18 protein-coding genes are annotated in these 18,358 nt (G+C 65.4%); 5 read left to right on the top strand and 13 right to left on the bottom strand.

Annotated elements, in window-relative coordinates:
• The first annotated feature begins 1 nt into the window (after position 1).
• Complete coding sequence (locus QA639_RS12135; protein WP_028334527.1) at positions 2–802, top strand: SDR family NAD(P)-dependent oxidoreductase; 801 nt, start codon at positions 2–4, stop codon at positions 800–802.
• A gap of 216 nt (positions 803–1,018) precedes the next feature.
• Positions 1,019–1,237, top strand: coding sequence for a hypothetical protein (locus QA639_RS12130; RefSeq protein ID WP_016845043.1), 219 nt, complete (start codon positions 1,019–1,021; stop codon positions 1,235–1,237).
• Between the two features lie 136 nt (positions 1,238–1,373).
• Here QA639_RS12130 and QA639_RS12125 read toward each other — a convergent pair whose 3' ends face one another.
• A complete protein-coding gene (locus QA639_RS12125) occupies positions 1,374–4,556 on the bottom strand; it encodes an efflux RND transporter permease subunit (protein WP_028334529.1) in 3,183 nt (1,060 codons plus the stop codon).
• 23 nt (positions 4,557–4,579) lie between these two features.
• Entirely contained in the window at positions 4,580–5,824 is a 1,245-nt protein-coding gene (locus QA639_RS12120) for an efflux RND transporter periplasmic adaptor subunit (RefSeq protein WP_028334530.1), read from the bottom strand.
• Between the two features lie 204 nt (positions 5,825–6,028).
• Here QA639_RS12120 and QA639_RS12115 point away from each other — a divergent pair, with 204 nt between their 5' ends.
• Together QA639_RS12115 and QA639_RS12110 are read left to right on the top strand one after the other, a co-directional pair.
• On the top strand, positions 6,029–6,628 hold the full coding sequence (locus QA639_RS12115) for a TetR/AcrR family transcriptional regulator (RefSeq protein WP_283089838.1): 600 nt from the start codon (positions 6,029–6,031) through the stop codon (positions 6,626–6,628).
• Between the two features lie 69 nt (positions 6,629–6,697).
• Positions 6,698–8,422: a SulP family inorganic anion transporter gene (locus QA639_RS12110; protein ID WP_283089837.1), complete on the top strand. Its 1,725-nt coding sequence runs from the start codon at positions 6,698–6,700 to the stop codon at positions 8,420–8,422.
• Positions 8,423–8,532: 110 nt separating this feature from the next.
• Here the strand turns inward: QA639_RS12110 and QA639_RS12105 are convergent, their stop codons facing one another.
• The 9 genes from QA639_RS12105 to phnG form a co-directional block, all read right to left on the bottom strand.
• Positions 8,533–9,144 carry a pyridoxamine 5'-phosphate oxidase family protein gene (locus tag QA639_RS12105; RefSeq protein ID WP_028334533.1) on the bottom strand — a complete coding sequence of 204 codons (612 nt, stop codon included), beginning with the start codon at positions 9,142–9,144 and terminating at the stop codon, positions 8,533–8,535.
• 76 nt (positions 9,145–9,220) lie between these two features.
• Complete coding sequence (phnN, locus tag QA639_RS12100) at positions 9,221–9,814, bottom strand: phosphonate metabolism protein/1,5-bisphosphokinase (PRPP-forming) PhnN (protein ID WP_028334534.1); 594 nt, start codon at positions 9,812–9,814, stop codon at positions 9,221–9,223.
• The gene (locus QA639_RS12095) at positions 9,811–10,965 is read right to left on the bottom strand and encodes an alpha-D-ribose 1-methylphosphonate 5-triphosphate diphosphatase (protein ID WP_028334535.1); all 1,155 of its coding nucleotides are present in this window, start codon (positions 10,963–10,965) and stop codon (positions 9,811–9,813) included. Before QA639_RS12095 ends, phnN begins: the two co-directional genes overlap by 4 nt.
• A gap of 13 nt (positions 10,966–10,978) precedes the next feature.
• Positions 10,979–11,677 (bottom strand): phosphonate C-P lyase system protein PhnL, encoded by a 699-nt coding sequence (gene phnL / locus QA639_RS12090; protein ID WP_225646316.1) that lies wholly within the window; start codon positions 11,675–11,677, stop codon positions 10,979–10,981.
• An 8-nt stretch (positions 11,678–11,685) separates the two neighbouring features.
• Positions 11,686–12,483 (bottom strand): phosphonate C-P lyase system protein PhnK, encoded by a 798-nt coding sequence (phnK, locus tag QA639_RS12085; RefSeq protein ID WP_050387857.1) that lies wholly within the window; start codon positions 12,481–12,483, stop codon positions 11,686–11,688.
• Positions 12,476–13,360 carry an alpha-D-ribose 1-methylphosphonate 5-phosphate C-P-lyase PhnJ gene (locus QA639_RS12080; protein ID WP_283089836.1) on the bottom strand — a complete coding sequence of 295 codons (885 nt, stop codon included), beginning with the start codon at positions 13,358–13,360 and terminating at the stop codon, positions 12,476–12,478. Before QA639_RS12080 ends, phnK begins: the two co-directional genes overlap by 8 nt.
• Positions 13,357–14,460: a carbon-phosphorus lyase complex subunit gene (locus QA639_RS12075; RefSeq protein WP_050387858.1), complete on the bottom strand. Its 1,104-nt coding sequence runs from the start codon at positions 14,458–14,460 to the stop codon at positions 13,357–13,359. The genes QA639_RS12080 and QA639_RS12075 overlap by 4 nt, the downstream gene beginning before the upstream one ends.
• Positions 14,461–14,463: 3 nt before the next feature.
• On the bottom strand, positions 14,464–15,072 hold the full coding sequence (gene phnH / locus QA639_RS12070; protein WP_283089835.1) for a phosphonate C-P lyase system protein PhnH: 609 nt from the start codon (positions 15,070–15,072) through the stop codon (positions 14,464–14,466).
• Positions 15,073–15,076: 4 nt separating this feature from the next.
• Positions 15,077–15,538 (bottom strand): phosphonate C-P lyase system protein PhnG, encoded by a 462-nt coding sequence (phnG, locus tag QA639_RS12065; RefSeq protein WP_283089834.1) that lies wholly within the window; start codon positions 15,536–15,538, stop codon positions 15,077–15,079.
• A gap of 116 nt (positions 15,539–15,654) precedes the next feature.
• Between phnG and phnF the strand changes: the two genes are divergently transcribed.
• Entirely contained in the window at positions 15,655–16,380 is a 726-nt protein-coding gene (gene phnF, locus QA639_RS12060; RefSeq protein ID WP_028334541.1) for a phosphonate metabolism transcriptional regulator PhnF, read from the top strand.
• 170 nt (positions 16,381–16,550) lie between these two features.
• On the opposite strand, the gene phnE (QA639_RS12055) is transcribed toward phnF, so the two are convergent.
• Together phnE (QA639_RS12055) and phnE (QA639_RS12050) are read right to left on the bottom strand one after the other, a co-directional pair.
• Positions 16,551–17,399 carry a phosphonate ABC transporter, permease protein PhnE gene (gene phnE, locus QA639_RS12055; protein ID WP_028334542.1) on the bottom strand — a complete coding sequence of 283 codons (849 nt, stop codon included), beginning with the start codon at positions 17,397–17,399 and terminating at the stop codon, positions 16,551–16,553.
• Positions 17,396–18,280 carry a phosphonate ABC transporter, permease protein PhnE gene (phnE, locus tag QA639_RS12050; RefSeq protein WP_050387861.1) on the bottom strand — a complete coding sequence of 295 codons (885 nt, stop codon included), beginning with the start codon at positions 18,278–18,280 and terminating at the stop codon, positions 17,396–17,398. The genes phnE (QA639_RS12055) and phnE (QA639_RS12050) overlap by 4 nt, the downstream gene beginning before the upstream one ends.
• Positions 18,281–18,358 lie beyond the last annotated feature (78 nt).

Below are 18,358 nucleotides of genomic sequence, written 5' to 3'. Positions count from 1 at the left end.
CATGCGCCTGCAAGATCGCGTCGCCATCGTCGTGGGTGCCGGCCAAAGCCCCGGCGAGGGGATCGGCAACGGCCGCGCCACCGCGCTGACCTTCGCGCGCGAAGGCGCCAGGGTGCTGTGCGTCGATCACAATCTGGCATCGGCGCAGGAGACCGTCGACCTGATCGCGGCCAAGGGCGGCACTTCAGTCGCCTTCAAGGCCGACGTCACCAAGAACGCCGACATCAAGGCGATGGTGGCTGATGCACATGGCCGCTGGGGCAGCGTCGACATCCTGCACAACAATGTCGGCGTCAGCCTCTCCGGCGGCGATGCCGAACTGCTCGACATATCAGAAGAGGCGTTCGATCGCTGCGTGGCGATCAATCTGAAGAGCTGCATCCTCGCCGCCAAGCATGTGATTCCGATCATGCGCACGCAGCAGCGTGGCTCGATCATCAACATCTCGTCGATGGCCGCGATCACGACCTATCCCTACGTCGCCTACAAGGCGACCAAGTCGGCGATGATCGCCTTCACCGAACAGCTCGCCTACCAGAATGCGCAATATGGCATTCGCGCAAACGTGATCCTGCCGGGATTGATGAACACGCCGATGGCGGTCGACACGCGCGCCCGCGAATTCAAGAAGAGCCGCGCCGAAGTCGAGGCCGAACGCGACAGCAAGGTGCCGCTGCGTCACAAGATGGGCACCGGCTGGGACGTCGCCAATGCCGCGCTGTTTCTCGCGTCCGATGAAGCGGATTTCGTGACCGGCGTCACGTTGCCGGTCGATGGGGGCGCAAGTGTGCGGCGCGGTTAATCGAGACGATTAACCTGTGTGACAATTTGGGATTAATCACTGTGACGAAATCACGCGTTATTGCGCCGCAACGATTCGAAAAAATTGAAGTATTCCAATGACACGGCGATGTGACGACGCGTCCACATAAATCGAAATCCTGACTCGTTGTGGTCGCACGAAATTCATCTGCGCTCTGTATCTCGCTCGCCAAGAACTTCTGGAGTGCCTGGACCGATGAGCGAAGAATTCGAACTCAGACCCGATCAGTGGGATGCGCTGAAAGCGTTGCGGGCTCCCGCAGCAAACCCTTCACGGCTGAACCGCTTTGCCGTCGAGAGCCTGGTCACGCTCGGCTATGTTGCGGTGCGAGGAGACTCGTTTGAGCTGACGCCCGCGGGCCGGAAGGTGCTGGTCCGCGGTTCGTCATTGCTGCTGCTCGATATCGCAGCCTGACCTCGCCGAAAATGACACGAACGAGAGCTTCAGTTTTGATTGAATCAAAGCCGAAGCTCTCGTTTTTTTGTTTTGCCGCGTTTTCTTCACGCGAACCGGTATCCACTTCGCTCGAAAACGTTCTGTACACGCGGCATCATGCCGCGTGTGCTTTTCCAGGGATAGTCGTCTCGCCGTGCTGCGTCAGCGGCTTCATCCCGGTGAGGCTGCGCAGCAGCACGTAGAACACCGGCGTCAGGAACAGGCCGAACACGGTGACGCCGATCATGCCGGAGAACACCGCGACGCCCATCGCGCGCCGCATCTCCGAGCCCGCGCCGGTCGACAGCACCAGCGGCAGCACGCCCATGATGAACGCCATCGAGGTCATCAGGATCGGCCGCAACCGCAGCCGGCTCGCCTCGATCGCGGCACGGATCGGTGACCGCCCGGCGAATTCGAGCTCGCGCGCGAATTCGACGATCAGGATGGCGTTCTTGGCTGACAATCCGACCAGCACGATCAGGCCGATCTGGGTGAAGACATTGTTGTCGCCCTTCGACAGCCAGACGCCGAACATCGCCGCCAACAGCCCCATCGGCACGATCATGATGATCGAGAGCGGCAGCGCCAGGCTCTCATAGAGCGCGGCCAGCACCAGGAACACCAAGAGGATCGCCAGCGGAAACACCCAGATTCCGGAATTGCCGGCGATGAACTCCTGATAGGTCAGATCGGTCCATTCGAAGGCGAATCCGGGCGGCAGCGTTTCGGCGGCGATCCGCGTCGCCGCCTCCTGCGCCTGGCCGGAGGAATAGCCGGGTGCAGCAGCGGCATTGATGTCGGACGACAGGAAGCCGTTGTAGCGGATCGCACGTTCCGGCCCAGCGCTCTGGCGGACCTTCAACAGCGCCGACAGCGGCACCATGTCGCCCGACGACGAGCGCACCTTCAGCTGCCTGATGTCGTCGGCACGCGCGCGAAACGGCGCGTCCGCCTGCACATAGACCGAATAGGTGCGGCCGAATTTGTTGAAGTCGTTGACGTAGTAGGAGCCGAGATAGATTTGCAGCGTATTGAAGACTTCCGTGACCGGCACGCCGAGCTGCAACGCCTTGGTACGGTCGATATCGGCGAACAGCTGCGGCACGTTGACCTGGAAGCTCGAGAACACGCCGGCGATCTCCGGCGCCTTCTGCATCGCCGCCATGAACGCCTTGGTCGCGTCGTTCAGCGCCTCATAGCCGAGGCCGGCGCGGTCCTCGATCTGCAGCTTAAAGCCGCCGATGGTACCGAGGCCGTTGACCGGCGGCGGCGGGAACATGGCGATGAAGGCATCCTGGATGCCGGCATATTTCTTGTTCAGCGCCATCGCGATCGCCGGACCGCTGAGCGACGGATCCTTGCGCTCGTCGAACGGCTTCAGGGTCGAGAACACGATGCCGGCATTGGAGGAGTTGGTGAAGCCGGAAATCGACAGACCAGGGAACGCCACCGAGCTCTCGACACCCGGCTGGGTCAGCGCGATGTCGCTCATCTTGCGGATCACTTCCTCGGTGCGATCGAGCGTCGCGCCGTCGGGCAGCCGGGCAAAGCCGACCAGATACTGCTTGTCCTGGCCCGGCACGAAGCCTGATGGCACCTGCTTGAACAGCACGCCGGTCAAGCCGATCAGCAGCACATAGAGGCCGATCACCACCGCCTTGCCGTAGATCACCTTGGTGACGGTGCGGCCGTAGTTCTCGGAGGACTTGGTGAAGACCTTGTTGAAGCCGCGGAAGAACCAGCCCAGCGACTTCTCCATGATCCGGGTCAGCCAGTCCTTCGGCTCGTGATGGCCCTTCAGCAGCAGCGCCGACAGCGCCGGCGACAGCGTCAGCGAGTTCACAGCCGAGATCACGGTCGAGATCGCGATCGTCAGTGCGAACTGCTTGTAGAACTGTCCGGTGAGACCAGAGATGAAGGCGAGCGGCACGAACACCGCGATCAGCACCAGCGCGATCGCAATGATCGGGCCGGACACTTCGCGCATCGCCTGGTTGGTGGCGTCGCGCGGCGACAAGCCGGACTCGATGTTGCGCTCGACGTTCTCGACCACGACGATGGCGTCATCGACCACGATGCCGATCGCCAGCACCAGGCCGAACAGGCTGAGCGCGTTGATCGAGAAGCCGAACACATGCATCACCGCGAAGGTGCCGACGATCGACACCGGAACCGCGATCAAGGGAATGATCGAGGCGCGCCAGGTCTGCAGGAACAGGATCACGACCAGCACGACGAGCGCGATCGCCTCGAGCAGCGTGTGGATCACGGCCTCGATCGAGGAACGCACGAACTGCGTCGGATCGTAGACGATCTGGTACGACACGCCTTCCGGCATGTTCTTCTTGATCTCGGCCATCGTGGCGCGGACATGGTCGGAGATCTCCAGCGCGTTCGAACCCGGCGCCTGGAAGATCGGGATCGCGACCGCCTGCTTGTTGTCGAGCAGCGAACGCAGGCCGTATTCGGAGGCGCCGAGCTCGATCCGCGCGACGTCGCGCAGCCGCACCACCTCGCCGGCCGAACCTGTCTTGACCACGATGTCGCCGAACTGCTCTTCGGTCGATAGCCGTCCCTCGGCATTGACGGAGAGCTGCAGGTCGAGGCCCTTGACGCTGGGCGAGGAGCCGACCACGCCGGCGGCGGCCTCGACGTTCTGCGCCTGGATCGCGCGCACCACGTCGCTTGCGGTCAGCGCATGCTCGGCGGCCTTCTGCGGGTCGACCCAGACCCGCATCGAATAGTCGCCGGCGCCATAGAGCTGGACGTCGCCGACGCCGTCGATCCGCGCCAGCCGGTCCTTGACGTTGAGCACGGCGTAGTTGCGCAGATACGTCATGTCGTAGCGGTTGTTCGGCGACAGCAGATGCACGACCATGGTGAGGTCGGGCGAGCTCTTCTTGGTGATGATGCCGAGCTGGCGCACCACAGCCGGCAGGCGCGGCTCGGCCTGCTGCACGCGGTTCTGCACCAATTGCGTCGCCTTGTCGGGGTCGGTGCCGAGCCGGAACGTCACCGTCAGCGTCATCGCGCCGTCGGTGGTGGCCTGGCTCGACATATAGAGCATGCCCTCGACGCCGTTGATCTGCTCCTCGATCGGCGTTGCGACGGTCTCGGCGATCACCTTCGGATTGGCGCCGGGATAGGTTGCGCGCACCACGACTGACGGCGGCACCACATCGGGATATTCCGAGATCGGCATCGCCAGCAGCGAGATCAGGCCGGCCAGGAAGATCAGGATCGAAAGCACGCCGGCGAAGATCGGCCGGTCGATAAAGAATTTTGAGAGATTCATGGCTCCGCCCCCGCGCGCAGCGCCTAGCGCTGCACGACGTGCTGGTTGGTTTCAGTGGATGCCTGCTGCATGCTGCGCGCGCCCATTTCGGCGACTTCCATCTTCAGAAGCGCACCCGGACGCACGCGCTGCAAGCCGTTGACGACGATGCGGTCGCCGGATTTCAGGCCGGCGGTGACGATCCGCAGGCCGTCGACCGAGCCACCGAGCGTGACGGAGCGATAGACGGCGCGGCTGTCGTCGCCGACCAACATGACGAACTTCTTGTCCTGGTCGGTGCCGACGGCGCGCTCGTCGATCAGCACCAGCGTCTGCTGCTTGGGCTGGCCCATGCGCACGCGGGCGAATTGCCCCGGGATCAGCCGGCCGTCATCGTTCTTGAACACGGCGCGGACGCGGATGGTGCCGCTCTGCCCGTTGACCTGGTTGTCGATCAGCTGGATGTGCCCCTTGGCGCCGAGGCCGCCCGACGTCACCATGTCGACCGGAATCTGGTCGAGATTGCCTCGCTTGCCGGAGGCGTCCGCGATCGAGTTCAGCGCGCGCAGCACGACCTCCTCGTCGGCATCAAAGCTCGCATAGATCGGATTGACCGAGACCAGCGAGGTCAGGACCGGCGACGAGGTGCCGGCGGCGACGAGATTGCCGACGGTGACCTCGATCCTGCCGACCCGGCCGTCGACCGGCGCCCGCACCTCGGTGTAGTCGAGATTGAGTTTGGCCGTCTGCAGCGCGGCCTCAGCGGCCTTGACGTTGGCGATTGCCTCGCGATTGGCGTTGTCGCGCTGGTCGAAATCGCGCTTGGTCACGATGTTGTTGCCGACCAGCTGCGCGCCGCGCTCGACTTCGCTCGTGGTGAACACGACGCGGGCCTTGGCGGCCTCGAGCTGTGCCTGGGCGCGATCGACCTCGGCCGCGTAGGGCGCGGGGTCGATCTTGAACAGGATGTCGCCGGACTTCACCAGCGCGCCCTCAGTGAAGTTGGTCGAAAGGATCGCACCGGCCACCCGCGGCCGGAGCTGGACACGGTCGACGGCTTCGAGCCGGCCCGAGAAGTCATCGAACAGCGTGGTCGACCGCGGTTGGATCACGGCGACGGTGACCGGGACCGCCGGCTCGGGAGCCGCGGCAGTCGCGGTCGCCTGTGCGGCATGAAAATAGTGGCCGGTCGCGATCGAACCGGCCACCGCGAGGCCGCCAAGGATCACGATACCGCCGACGACACGTCGGAAGCGGCCGGAACGGGGATTTTGGATTGACGAAGGCATTAACGCGCTCCAGATATCTGTAGTGTTCGCTACAGATGTGGAGCTGGACGCCGGTTCGCAAGATACTTATGTATCGAGCACTATGAATTTCTTATCTCATTCATGGGGCAATGGGAAGTCGCGGAAAAACATCACGTGCAACAAGAGGATAAGCCAGGGACAATCCGTCATAGAAACGGCACCCGGCTTACGGAGCAATGAAAAATGGGAATGGGACGCCCCCGCGCTTTCGACGCGGACGCCGCTTTGGACCAGGCCATGGATGTGTTCTGGCGCCATGGTTACGAGGGCGCGACGATCGCGCAGCTCACCGAGGCAATGCATATCAATCCGCCCAGCCTCTACGCCGCGTTTGGCAGCAAGGAGGGCCTGCTGAAGGCCGCGCTCGACCGCTACACCGAGAAGCGCGACGCCTGGATGGAAAAGGTTTTGGGCGCCTCCACCGCCCGAGAGGTGGCCGAACGATTTCTGATGGAGCACGCGGACGCCCAGACCGATCCCGCCAACCCGCCCGGCTGCCTGCTGGTCCAGGGCGGCCTTGCCTGCGGCACCGGCTCGGAGAATGTTCCATTTGAACTGGCAGCGCGCCGCACCCGAACCGAGGACCAGTTGCACGAGCGTTTTGTCCGTGCGAAGGCCGAACGCGACCTGGGCGAAAGCGCCGATCCGGCCACCCTTGCCCGCTATCTCTCCGCGGTGACATCAGGCATGTGCGTGATGGCTTCCTCGGGCGCCGACCGCAACGCGCTGCGCGAGATTGCAGCGGTATCGCTGAAGGCGTTTGATGAGCAGGCGAAGGGGTAGAGCGGTTGAAGGGGTAGAGCGGTTCACGTCAAGCGCCTGCTGCCCCAACGACGTTGGGAGTGACCGGCGATGAAGCATTGGACCGGCTGGCTGCCAGGTCTCACCACGCTGCGTCGATATCAAGCGGCGTGGCTTCCACACGACATCGTCGCCGGGCTTGTGCTCGCGACCATGCTGGTCCCGGTCGGCATCGCCTATGCGGAAGCGTCCGGCCTGCCCGGCATCTACGGGCTCTATGCGACGATCATCCCGCTGCTGGTCTACGCGCTGTTCGGGCCGAGCCGCATCCTTGTCCTTGGACCGGACTCGGCGCTTGCGGCCATCATCCTCGGCGTCGTCGTACCGCTGTCTGGCGGCGATCCGATGCGTGCGGCAACCCTGGCCGCCATGATGGCGGTCGTCTCCGGGACGATATGCATCGTCGCGGGTATCGCGCGGCTCGGATTCCTGACCGAGCTTCTCTCCAAGCCGATCCGCTACGGCTACATGAACGGAATAGCCCTGACCGTGCTGATCAGCCAGCTGCCAAAGCTGTTCGGCTTTTCCATTGAAGGCGATGGACCTCTGCGCAGTCTCTGGGCGGTCGTCGGAGCAATCGTCGACGGAAAGACGAATTGGGCGACCCTCGGGATCGGCCTTGCGACGCTGGCGGTGATCCTGCTGCTCGCCCGGAACAAGCGGTTGCCCGGCATTCTGATTGCCGTCGTCGCGGCGACGGTCGTCACCGGGGTTTTCGATCTCGGGGCCCGCTTCGGCGTGACCGTCCTGGGTTCGCTTCCCCAGGGCTTGCCGGGATTCGCCATTCCCAGGATCGGCTATGGCGACGTCGTGCAGGTGCTGATCGGCGGCAGCGCCGTCGCGCTGGTGTCGTTCGCCGATACCAGCGTGCTGTCGCGCGCCTATGCGGGACGATTGGGCGATCGCGTTGATCCCAATCAGGAGATGGTGGGACTCGGCGCGGCGAATCTGGCGGCTGGCTTCTTTCAGGGTTTTCCGATCAGCAGCAGCGGATCGCGCACGCCCGTTGCGGAAGCTGCCGGAGCGCGCACGCAATTGACCAGCGTCATCGGCGCGCTGGCCATCGCCTTCCTGCTGCTGATAGCGCCGAATTTGCTGCAGCACTTGCCCAACGCAGCATTGGCCGCCGTCGTCATCGCCGCTGCGCTCGGCCTGTTTGAGATCAGCGACCTCAGGCGAATCTACCGCATTCAGCAGTGGGAGTTCTGGCTATCGATGGTCTGCTTCGTCGGCGTAGCCGTGCTCGGCGTGATTCCGGGAATAGGCCTCGCCATCGTGCTCGCGATCGTCGAATTCCTGTGGGACGGCTGGCGGCCGCATTCCGCCGTGCTGGGCCGCGCCTCCGGCGTGAAGGGCTATCACGACATCACGCGATACCCTGATGCGCGCCAGATCCCCGGGCTGGTGCTGTTCCGGTGGGATGCGCCGCTGTTCTTTGCCAATGCCGAGTTCTTCAAGGAACGCGCGCTGGATGCGGTGGCAAAATCCCCGACGGCGGTGCGCTGGCTGGTGGTCACGGCCGAGCCGGTCACCAGCGTGGATGTGACCGCCGGCGACATTCTCGCCGAGCTCGACGAGGCATTGCACGCACAGAAGATCGAGCTGTGCTTTGCCGAGCTCAAGGACCCCGTCAAGGACAAGCTGAAGAAATTCGGCCTGCTGGCGCAGCTTGGCGAGAACAATTTCTTCCCGACCATCGGCGTTGCCGTTGCGCGCTACCTCGAGATCAATGCTGACGTGACCTGGGAGGACTGGGAAGACCGCGCCGAGGCCTAAAGCGCGATGGGTTCAATCGCCAGCGCGCTATGGCACTTTTGTTTGAGCATGATCTTTCGGAAAGCCGCTTCGCACTTTTCCGGATCATGCTTCCCAGCCGTCCGGGCCCGTCACCACATCGTCTGCCGCGCGCGCTCCGGCCATTCCCGATCGTATTTTTCGCCGCCGACCGTGTGCTCGCTCATCTCGGCAAGAATCTGGCCCGGCGTCGGCAAGACCTTCGGATCGACCCGCCTGTCCGGATTCCAGAGATCGGAGCGCACGATCGCGCGCGCGCACTGGAAATAGATCTCCTCCACATGCATCACGATCACCGTGCGCGGTGCCTTGCCTTCCATCATGAAGGAGGCGAGCAGCTCCGGTTCGGCCGTGACATAGGCGCGGCCGTTGACGCGCAGCGTGCTGCCCGAGCCGGGAATCAGGAACAGCAAGCCGACGCGGGGATCGCGAACGATGTTGCGCAGCGAATCACAGCGATTGTTGCCGCGGCGATCCGGCATCATCAGCGTCTTCGCATCATGGATGCGCACGAAGCCCGGCAGATCGCCGCGCGGCGAGCAATCGAGCCCTTCGGGGCCTGCGGTGGCAAGCGACACGAACGGCGACTTCTCGATGAGCACACGATAGAGCGGCGTCACGTGGTCGGCGACCTTCACGGTCGACGCGTCATTCGGGAAGCCGTAGATCGCCTCGAGCTGCTCGACCGTTTCGATCACCGACATTCGTGCTCTTCTCCCTTTGCTGCCTTTCGACGCATTTTCTTGACGCGAACCGGTATCCATTTCGCTCGAAAACGCTCTAGTCGTCCCAGCGTTCGCCCTTGATGATGCGGACAAGCTGTCGCGCATGATAGTCGGCGGTGCCGGAATTGACGATGGTGAAATCGGGCGTCGACGTGCTCTCGTCGACGGTGCGGGCCAGCCGCTGCTCGAGAAGGCCGTCGCTGCTGCGCGCCCGCATTGCGAGCCGCGCGGCCAGCACATCCGGCGGCGCCGTGACCAGCACCACGACAGCATTGGCATAGTTGCGGCGCGCCGCGGCGATCACGGTGCGCGAGACGTTCGCGATCACGGTGCGTCCGGCGCCTAAATCGTCGTTGATCGACCGCGACAGCGCGTAGCGATGGCCGTGCGCTTCCCAGTGCATGGCGTAGTCGCCGGCGGTTACCGCGCGCTGGAAGCTTTCCGCGCTGACCTCCTCATTGTCCTCCGACGCCGAGGCCTTGCGGGTGATCAGCCGACGGGGAAACACGACATCGCGATCATCGCCACAGGCCGCCTTGGCGAACCCCAGCAGCGTATCCTTGCCGGCGCCGCTCGGACCGACCACCAGGATCAGCCGGCCGGGACCGATTCCGGCGCGCCGATCGGCGACGACGGATGCATCGGTCATGCGACCCTCCCTCCTTCGCGCCAGACGCTGCGCACGACTGGCAGATCGCGCGCGACGTGCACGCGGATCAGGTCGGCGCGGCGGCCGAGCGCGATCTCGCCGCGGTCGTTGAGCCCGACCGCTTCGGCCGGCGTCTTGGTCACGGTGCGCACGGCCGAAGCGAGATCGATCGCCGGCACGTGCCGCGGCAATTGCAGCGCCGCCATCAAAAGGCTGGACGGGATGTAGTCTGACGACAGGATATCGAGCATGCCCTCATTGGCGAGATCGACGGCTGCGATGTTGCCGGAGTGCGAGCCGCCGCGCACCACGTTCGGCGCGCCCATCAGGATGTCGATGCCGGCGGCGTGCAAGCCCCGCGCGGCTTCCATCGTGGTCGGGAACTCCGCCACCGCGACCTTGTCGTTGACGGCGTCGACCACGTTCTCGTCGGTGGTGTCGTCATGGCTCGCCAGCGGGATCCGGTATTCATGCGCCAGCGCGACGATCGCGCGGGTGTTCGCCACCGCATATTCCTTCTGATAGGCGAAGCGCCGCGCGAACAGCACGTCGAGCTGGGCGTCGGTCATGCCGCCGCCCTTGCCGCGATAGTAGTCGCGCAGCTTGACCTCGTCGCGGAACTGGCGCTGACCCGGCGTGTGGTCCATCAGCGACATCAGCCGCACATCCGGCCGGTCGATCAGTTCCTTGGCCTCGGCGACCACGTCCGGCATCGGGACCTCGCAGCGCAGATGCAGGAAGTGATCGGCGCGCAGTAGATTCTCCTCGCGCGCCGCCGAGATCGCCGCCGCCAGCACGCCGGCGCGCCCGTCGACATCCTCGGCGCCGTCCTCGCGCCAGACCCGGAGCGAATCCAGCACCGTGGTGATGCCTGAGGTCGCGAGCTGACCGTCATAGGAGATCACGGCCGCGACCGGATTCCAGAACACTTTCGGCCGCGGCACATAGTGCATCTCGAGATGGTCGGTGTGCAGCTCGATCAGCCCGGGCATCAGGAGGTCGCCGCCGGCATCCTCGGCGGCCTCGGGCGCCCTGCCCTCGCCGAATTCCGCGATCCTGCCATCAGCGATCGCGACCCAGCCCTGCTCGATCACGCGATCGGCGAGGACCAGCCGGGCGTTGCCGATGATGGTGTCTTGCTTGGCGGTCATTTCAAACGGTCCTTCAGGCAGCAGCCGCGAACGAGGTCACGTCGACGATACGGTCGGCGATCAGATGGCGGATTTCGTCGTCATGGACAATCGCGACCATCGCGACGCCCTTGGTCTTCTTCTCCGCGATCAGCTCGACCACCACGGCGCGATTGGCCGCATCGAGCGAAGCTGTCGGTTCGTCCAGCAGCAGGATCGGCAGGTCCGAGATGAAGCCGCGCGCGATGTTGACGCGCTGCTGCTCGCCGCCGGAGAAGGTCGAGGGCGGCAAGGTCCACAGCCGCTCCGGAATGTTGAGCCGGCGCAGCAGCTGGCCGGCGCGCGCGCGGGCCTCCTCGCGCGCCACGCCGTTGACGATCAAGGGCTCGGCGACGACGTCGATCGTCGCGACCCGCGGCACGGCGCGCAGGAACTGGCTGACATAGCCGATGGTCGAGCGGCGGATGCTCAGCACCTGGCGCGGCTCGGCGGTGGCAAGGTCGACAACCTTGCCGTGATGGCGGATGCCGATCCGGCCGCTGTCGCAGCGGTAGTTGCCGAAGATCATCTTCAGGATGGAGGATTTGCCGGCGCCCGACGGGCCCGACAGCACCACGCACTCGCCCGGATCGGCGTGGAACGAGACGCCGCGCACCACCGGCAGCTCGACGCCGCCCTGCAGATGCATGGTGAAGGTCTTCTCGGCGTTGGCAAGTTCGATCATCGCGGTCATTGGCACGCTCATGGCGGAAGAATCGAGGAAACGAGCAGCTGGGTGTAGGGCTCGCGCGGATCGTCGAGCACCTGGTCGGTGAGGCCGGTCTCGATGACGCGGCCGCCCTTCATCACCATCACGCGATGCGAGAGCAACCGCGCCACCGCCAGATCGTGGGTCACGACGATCGCGGCGAGCCCGAGCTCGCTGACGAGGTTGCGCATCAGGTCGAGCAAACGCGCCTGCACCGAGACGTCGAGGCCGCCGGTCGGCTCGTCCATGAACACCAGCCGCGGCTCGGTGACGAGGTTGCGGGCGATCTGCAGCCGCTGCCGCATGCCGCCGGAATAGGTCTTCGGCGCGTCGTCGATGCGGCCGGTATCGATCTCGACCCGCTCCAGCCAGGTCGACGCGGTGTCACGGATGCGGCCGTAATGATTCCAGCCGACCGCCATCAGCCGCTCGCCGACATTGGCGCCGGCCGAGACACCCATGCGCAGCCCCTGCGCCGGATCCTGGTGCACAAAGCCCCAGTCGGTGCGGAACAGGAAGCGCCGCTCGGCCTCGCCCAATTCGGCGAGATTGCGCAGCACGCCGTCGCGCATCCGGTAGGACACCTGCCCCGCACTCGGCGCGAGCTGCGCCGAGAGCAGCTGCAGCAGCGTCGACTTGCCCGAGCCGGACTCGCCGACGATCGCCAGCACCTCGCCGGGATAGAGCGCGAACGAGACGTCGCGGCAGGCCGCCAGCCGGCCGTAATTCTTGGCAAGCCCCTCGGCCAGCAGCAGCGGCTCGTCGTTCTCGAGGCTCGAGAGCTCAGACATGCGCCTTCTCCTTGTGCGGCGCTGCGCTCTCGGTGCCGTGATGGCCGGCGGCCTGGCGCTGCTCGCAAAAGTCCGTGTCGGAGCAGACGAACATCCGCCCGCCCTTGTCGTCGGTGACGATCTCGTCGAGATAGGAATTGTCGGCGCCACAGAGCGCGCAGGGCGCGTTGAAGCGGTAGCGCGTGAACGGGTGATCCTCGAAATCCAGCGACACCACGGTGGTGTAGGGCGGGATCGCGTAGATGCGCTTCTCGCGGCCGGCGCCGAACAGCTGCAGCGCCGCGCAATTGTCCATCTTCGGATTGTCGAATTTCGGCGTCGGCGACGGGTCCATCACGTAGCGCGCGTTCACCTTCACCGGATAGGCGTAGGCGGTGGCGATATGGCCGAAGCGCGCGATGTCCTCGTAGAGCTTGACGTGCATCAGCCCGTATTCGGCGAGCGCGTGCATGCGCCGCGTCTCGGTCTCGCGCGGCTCGAGGAAGCGCAGCGGCTCGGGGATCGGCACCTGATAGACCAGCACCTGCCCGGCATGCAGCGACGCATCGGGAATGCGATGCCGGGTCTGGATCACGGTCGCGTCCGTGGTCGAGGTCGTGGTCGCGACACCAGCGGTCTTGCCGAAGAACTTGCGGATCGAGATCGCGTTGGTGGTATCGTCCGAGCCTTGGTCGATCACCTTCAGCACGTCGTCGGGACCGAGGATCGCGGCGGTCACCTGCACGCCGCCGGTGCCCCAGCCATAGGGCATCGGCATCTCGCGGCTCGCGAACGGCACCTGATAGCCGGGTATCGCGATCGCCTTGAGGATCGCGCGGCGGATCATCCGCTTGGTCTGCTCGTCGAGATAGGCGAAATTGTACGTCGGCGCATTCATTCCGCGGCCTCCTGCATTTCCACGGCCTCGTTGGCTTCCGCGAACTCCTGCCGCAGCTTGCGCAACAGGCCGAGCTCGGACTGGAAGTCGACGTAGTGCGGCAGCTTGAGGTGCTCGACGAAGCCGGTCGACTGGACATTGTCGGAGTGCGACATCACGAACTCCTCGTCCTGCGCCGGCGCCGCCGCCTCCTCGCCGAGCTCGCGCGCGCGCAGCGCGCGATCGACCAGCGCCATCGACATGGTCTTGCGTTCGCTCTGGCCGAAGGCGAGGCCATAGCCGCGGGTAAAGCACGGCGCCTCGGTCGTCGAGCCCTTGAACTGGTTGACCATCTGGCACTCGGTCAACTCGATCGAGCCGAGCGGCACGGCAAAGCCCGCGTCCTCGGCGAAGAACTCGACCTCGACCTCGCCGAAGCGGATCTCGCCGGCGAACGGGTGGTTGCGGCCGTAGCCGCGCTGCGTCGAGTAGCCGAGCGCGAGCAGGAAGCCCTCATCACCGCGCGCCAGATTCTGCAGCCGCAAATCGCGGTCGGCCGGAAAGCTCAGCGGCTCGCGCGTGAGGTCGCCGACCGGCGTGTTGCTATCTGCCTGCGGTGAGGATTCGATCAGGCCATCGCGGCCGAGAATGTCGGTCACCCGCGGCGTGGCGGCCTGCGAGGCGTCCGCGGTCGCCGGCTGCTCCGGCACAAAGCCTTCCGCGAGCTGCGGATCGAGCAGGCGATGGGTGTAGTCGAATGTCGGGCCCAGGATCTGGCCGCCCGGAACGTCCTTGAAGGTCGAGGAGATCCGCCGCCGCACCTGCATCTCGCCGGTGTTGACCGGCTCAGTGGCGCCGAAGCGCGGCAGCGTGGCGCGGAAGGCACGGACCAGGAAGATCGCCTCGATCATGTCGCCGCGCGCCTGCTTGATCGCGAGCGCCGCGAGCTCGCGGTCGTAAAGCGAACCCTCGGTCATCACGCGGTCGACACCAAGCGCGAGCTGCTCGGAGATCTGTGCCAGCGTCACCTCGGGCACGTCGCGGTCGCCGCGCCGCTCATGCGCGAGCAGACGATGGGCGTTCTCGATGGCGCGCTCGCCTCCCTTGACGGCTACATACATCGCTCACACTCCGCTTGCGATCAGCCGCGTGGTGCGCGGGATCGCCACAATGGCATCGTCATGGACCAGCACGACATCGATGCCGCGCGGGAACAGGGCTTCGTTGATCGCAAGCCGCTGGAACAGGTCGCGCGGCTTGATCATCGCCTGCAGCACGGCGCTGCCGTCGATGCCGGGTCCTTTCAGCTCGAAGGCCGGCCCCTGCGACAGGCTGTCGACCTGCAGGATCAGCGTGGTCGAGCGGTCAGGATACTCGCTGCTGCCGAACGCAAAGCAATCGAGCGCCGGCAGGCTCGCGGCATCGCCGATCAAAGCGAAGCTCGCGATCGAGGAATCGGCCACCACCGGCGCGCTGGCGTGAAACTTCAGCCAGCGGGCGACGTCCGGCGTCGCCGACATCGCGGCGTCGAGCCAGATCGGCGTGTCGTGATCGAACAGCGTCAGCGCGATCGCGGCCGAGCCGCGCATCATGCCGGCCGGTGTTCCCACGCTCGCGGCGACGCGCTGCACGCTGCCCGGACGCGCCATCGCATCCATCACGGAACGGAAAGTCGACTGCGCCGACAGCACCTTGTCGGCAAAGCCCGCGGGCATTTCGGCAATCGTCGTCATTGCATCATCCCTCACCGCGCACCATCGTGTAGAAATCGACCCGCGTCGCCGCGGTTTCCGCTGCCTTGCGGCCGCGTTCGGCGTTCATGGCGACGCGCAGCGGCGCAATCACCTTGGCCTCCACCTCGCCGGACAACTCCGCCGACTGCACCATGGCGTCGCACAGCGCGATCATCTGCGCCTTCCGCGCGTCGCGGCCGAGCGTGTGGCCGAAGCCGACCTCGCCGGTCGCAAGCCGCACCGCCGCGCGCGACACCGTCGCCTCGCCGAGATTGAACGGCGCACCGTCGCCGCCGATCCGCCCGCGCAGCATCACAAGGCCGTTTTCCGGCTCGCGCAGGTTCTCATGCGCGGGCACCGCGATCGCCGCCAACCTGCCGGCGATGTCCGCAACGGCGGCGTGCGCCAGCACCGTCATCGCGGCCTTGCGCTGGGCCTGTTTGCTGTTTGGTCCGGTCGAACTCATGGGCAAACCTTTGGGCAACCTTGCTTGCATCAAGTTGTCTATGATACTAGACAACTTGATAGCGGAGCGCCATGACTGTTTCGTGACAAACCAAAGATTTCTGGTATCACCGCGCCATGAGCATGCAGGAAAGTTCCGGCGTCGCCTTGTGGCGGCAGGTCGCCGACGGCATCGAGCGCGGCATCGCTGACGGCCGCTTTGCCGCCGGCGAAAAGCTGCCCGGCGAGATGGAGATCGCCGAGACGTACCGGGTCAACCGGCACACCGTGCGGCGGGCGCTCGCCGCATTGGCCGAGCGCGGCCTGGTGCGCGCGGAACGCGGCAGCGGCACCTATGTCGAAGCCCAGCGCCTCGCCTATCCCTTGCGCTCACGCACGCGGTTTTCCGAGATCGTCGGCGCCGGCGGCCACGAGCCGCGCGGCCAGTTGATCGATGCGAGCAGCGACACCGCCAATCGCGAGATCGCGCGCGAGCTGGGGCTGAAGATCGGTGCGCCGCTGATCCGGATCGAAGCGGTGCGGCTCGCCGACCGAACGCCGATCTGTGTTTCCACCACCTGGCTGTCGGCCGAGCGGTTTCCCGATGCCGGCAGCGTATTCGCCAACGTCCGCTCGATGACGAAGCTGCTCGGCCATTACGGCGTCAAGGACTACCACCGCGCCTCGACCCGGATCACCGCGGCGATCGTCGATGCGACCGACGCCGCGCGGCTCGACCTGCCGCTGGGACGGCCGGTGCTGGTGGTCGACGCAACCGACGTCGACATGCTGGACCAGCCGCTGGTGACCAAGCGCTCGCGCTTCGCCGCCGAGCGCGTGGAGTTTCTGGTCGAGAATGGTTGACGACTGAGCACTTCTCCCTCGCCCCGCTCTGGCGGGGAGAGGGTGGGGGTGAGGGGCCTGTCTCCGCGAATCCGGAAGCTGTGAGTCCCCGGAGAGTCCGCGTCACCCGGAATTTGCGCTGCGCGAAAATTCCGGCCTCTCCCCGCACGCGGGGAGAGGCGAAGAAGAAGCTACACCACCGCACGCTGCCCGATGATCGCAAAGCGCAGCTTGCTCGAGATGAAGTCGATCGCGGCAACTGCGATCAGGATCATCAGGATCAGGAACGACACCTTCTGCCATTCCAGCACGCGGATCTGCTCGGCGAGCTGCAAGCCGATGCCGCCGGCACCGACGATGCCGATGATGGTCGCCGAACGGGTATTCGACTCGATGAAGTAGAGCACCTGCCCGGCGATCACGGGCAGCACCTGCGGCAGCAGGCCGAAGCGGATTTCGTGCAGGGCGTTGCCGCCGGAGGCGCGAATGCCCTCGACCTGCTTGCGATCCGCCGCCTCGATCGCCTCCGAGAACAGCTTTCCGAACGCGCCGAAGTCGGACACCATGATCGCGAGCACGCCGGCGAACGGGCCGAGACCGACGACGTTGATCCAGACCAGCGCCCAGATCAGCGTATCGACGCCGCGGATCGAGTCCAGGAAGCGGCGCACCGGAAAGCGGATCAGGTTCGAGGGGATGATGTTGCGCGCCGCCAGCAGGCTGACCGGCAGCGCCAAAACCGCGGCAAGCGTGGTGCCGAGCACCGCGATCGACAGCGTCTCGCCGAGCGCCTGCATGTAGAGCGGAAACGACGAGCCCGGATTCGGCGGAAGCATCAGCATGGTGATCCAGCCGAGCTGGCCGAGGCCCGCGATCAGCCTGGACGGCGAGAAGTCGAGATCGACCAGGCCGAACACGAAGATCGCGAGCGCCGCCGCGATCATGGCCGGCATCGCCAGCCGTGCCGATGCGGGACGTTCGAAGACGCCGGGGTACTTCGCGCGCAGTTCCGTGGTGTCCGGCCTCGGCATCTGGCTCATCGACGGGTCTCCTTGCCGAACAGCCGGCCGCGCAGCCAGCCGGTCGAAATGTCGATGATGAAGACCGTGACGATGATGGTGATGAGGATGGCGCTGACGTCGGAATAGTAGAACTTGCGGATCGCGACCACCAGCTCCTGGCCGATGCCGCCGGCGCCGACGAAGCCCATCACCGACGCCTCGCGGACGTTGATCTCGAAGCGCAGCAGCGCATAGCTGGCATAGCCGGCCGAGACCTGCGGCAGCACGGCAAAGCGCATGCAGGACAGCCAGCTCGCGCCGGTGGAGCGGATGCCCTCGACCGGCTTCATGTCGGCATTCTCGACGATCTCGGCAAACAGCTTGCCGAGCGCCCCGGTGGTGTGGATCGCGATCGCCAGCACGCCGGCCATCGGCCCGAGGCCGAACGCGATCACGAAGATCAGCGCGAACACGATGCCGGGGACGGTGCGGGCGAATTCCAGCAGGCGGCGGATCGTGAAACGTACCCACGGGCCCGGCGACGTATTCTGGGCCGCGAAGAAATTGAGCGCGAAGGCGAGCACGGCACCCGTCAGCGTGCCGACATAGCTGATCAGGATCGTCTCGCCGAGCATCTTCAGCCACTTATGCCAACCCCAGAACCATTCGGCCGGATCGGTCCAGACCCGCGCGCCGGAATCCAGCGTCAGGATGCGATCGAAATAGCTGACGAAATTGCCGAAATAGGTGAACAGCGTGCGCAGGTTCACTTCGGCGCCGAACGCCGCGATCACCAGCACCGCGCAAAATGCCGCCGTTGCCAGCGCGGCCTTCAACCGCTTGCGTGCGACGGACTTGCGGTAGGCGTCCTCCAGCGTCGCCAGTTGCTGCGCTGGAAGAATGGATACGGCGGTCGCCATCGACGCGTGCCAGCCCGGTTCGGAGTTGAGTGGAAAGGGCCGGGCTATACGCCCGGCCCTCGTGACGTCAGGCGTGCG

The organism is Bradyrhizobium pachyrhizi (assembly GCF_029714545.1).
GTDB classification, from domain to species: domain Bacteria; phylum Pseudomonadota; class Alphaproteobacteria; order Rhizobiales; family Xanthobacteraceae; genus Bradyrhizobium; species Bradyrhizobium pachyrhizi.
This window is presented reverse-complemented; position numbering and strand designations above follow the sequence as displayed.

Excerpts from the sequence above, each read along its gene's own strand:
- phnL (WP_225646316.1), bottom strand. The coding sequence starts at position 11,677 with ATGACCGCGATGATCGAACTTGCCAACGCCGAGAAGACCTTCACCATG.
- phnH (WP_283089835.1), bottom strand. The coding sequence starts at position 15,072 with ATGACGACGATTGCCGAAATGCCCGCGGGCTTTGCCGACAAGGTGCTG.
- QA639_RS12130 (WP_016845043.1), top strand. The coding sequence starts at position 1,019 with ATGAGCGAAGAATTCGAACTCAGACCCGATCAGTGGGATGCGCTGAAA.
- QA639_RS12105 (WP_028334533.1), bottom strand. The coding sequence starts at position 9,144 with ATGTCGGTGATCGAAACGGTCGAGCAGCTCGAGGCGATCTACGGCTTC.
- phnG (WP_283089834.1), bottom strand. The coding sequence starts at position 15,538 with ATGAGTTCGACCGGACCAAACAGCAAACAGGCCCAGCGCAAGGCCGCG.
- QA639_RS12075 (WP_050387858.1), bottom strand. The coding sequence starts at position 14,460 with ATGTATGTAGCCGTCAAGGGAGGCGAGCGCGCCATCGAGAACGCCCAT.
- QA639_RS12080 (WP_283089836.1), bottom strand. The coding sequence starts at position 13,360 with ATGAATGCGCCGACGTACAATTTCGCCTATCTCGACGAGCAGACCAAG.
- QA639_RS12110 (WP_283089837.1), top strand. The coding sequence starts at position 6,698 with ATGAAGCATTGGACCGGCTGGCTGCCAGGTCTCACCACGCTGCGTCGA.
- phnN (WP_028334534.1), bottom strand. The coding sequence starts at position 9,814 with ATGACCGATGCATCCGTCGTCGCCGATCGGCGCGCCGGAATCGGTCCC.
- QA639_RS12125 (WP_028334529.1), bottom strand. The coding sequence starts at position 4,556 with ATGAATCTCTCAAAATTCTTTATCGACCGGCCGATCTTCGCCGGCGTG.
- phnE (WP_050387861.1), bottom strand. The coding sequence starts at position 18,280 with ATGGCGACCGCCGTATCCATTCTTCCAGCGCAGCAACTGGCGACGCTG.
- QA639_RS12135 (WP_028334527.1), top strand. The coding sequence starts at position 2 with ATGCGCCTGCAAGATCGCGTCGCCATCGTCGTGGGTGCCGGCCAAAGC.
- phnF (WP_028334541.1), top strand. The coding sequence starts at position 15,655 with ATGAGCATGCAGGAAAGTTCCGGCGTCGCCTTGTGGCGGCAGGTCGCC.
- QA639_RS12115 (WP_283089838.1), top strand. The coding sequence starts at position 6,029 with ATGGGAATGGGACGCCCCCGCGCTTTCGACGCGGACGCCGCTTTGGAC.
- phnK (WP_050387857.1), bottom strand. The coding sequence starts at position 12,483 with ATGTCTGAGCTCTCGAGCCTCGAGAACGACGAGCCGCTGCTGCTGGCC.
- QA639_RS12120 (WP_028334530.1), bottom strand. The coding sequence starts at position 5,824 with ATGCCTTCGTCAATCCAAAATCCCCGTTCCGGCCGCTTCCGACGTGTC.
- phnE (WP_028334542.1), bottom strand. The coding sequence starts at position 17,399 with ATGAGCCAGATGCCGAGGCCGGACACCACGGAACTGCGCGCGAAGTAC.
- QA639_RS12095 (WP_028334535.1), bottom strand. The coding sequence starts at position 10,965 with ATGACCGCCAAGCAAGACACCATCATCGGCAACGCCCGGCTGGTCCTC.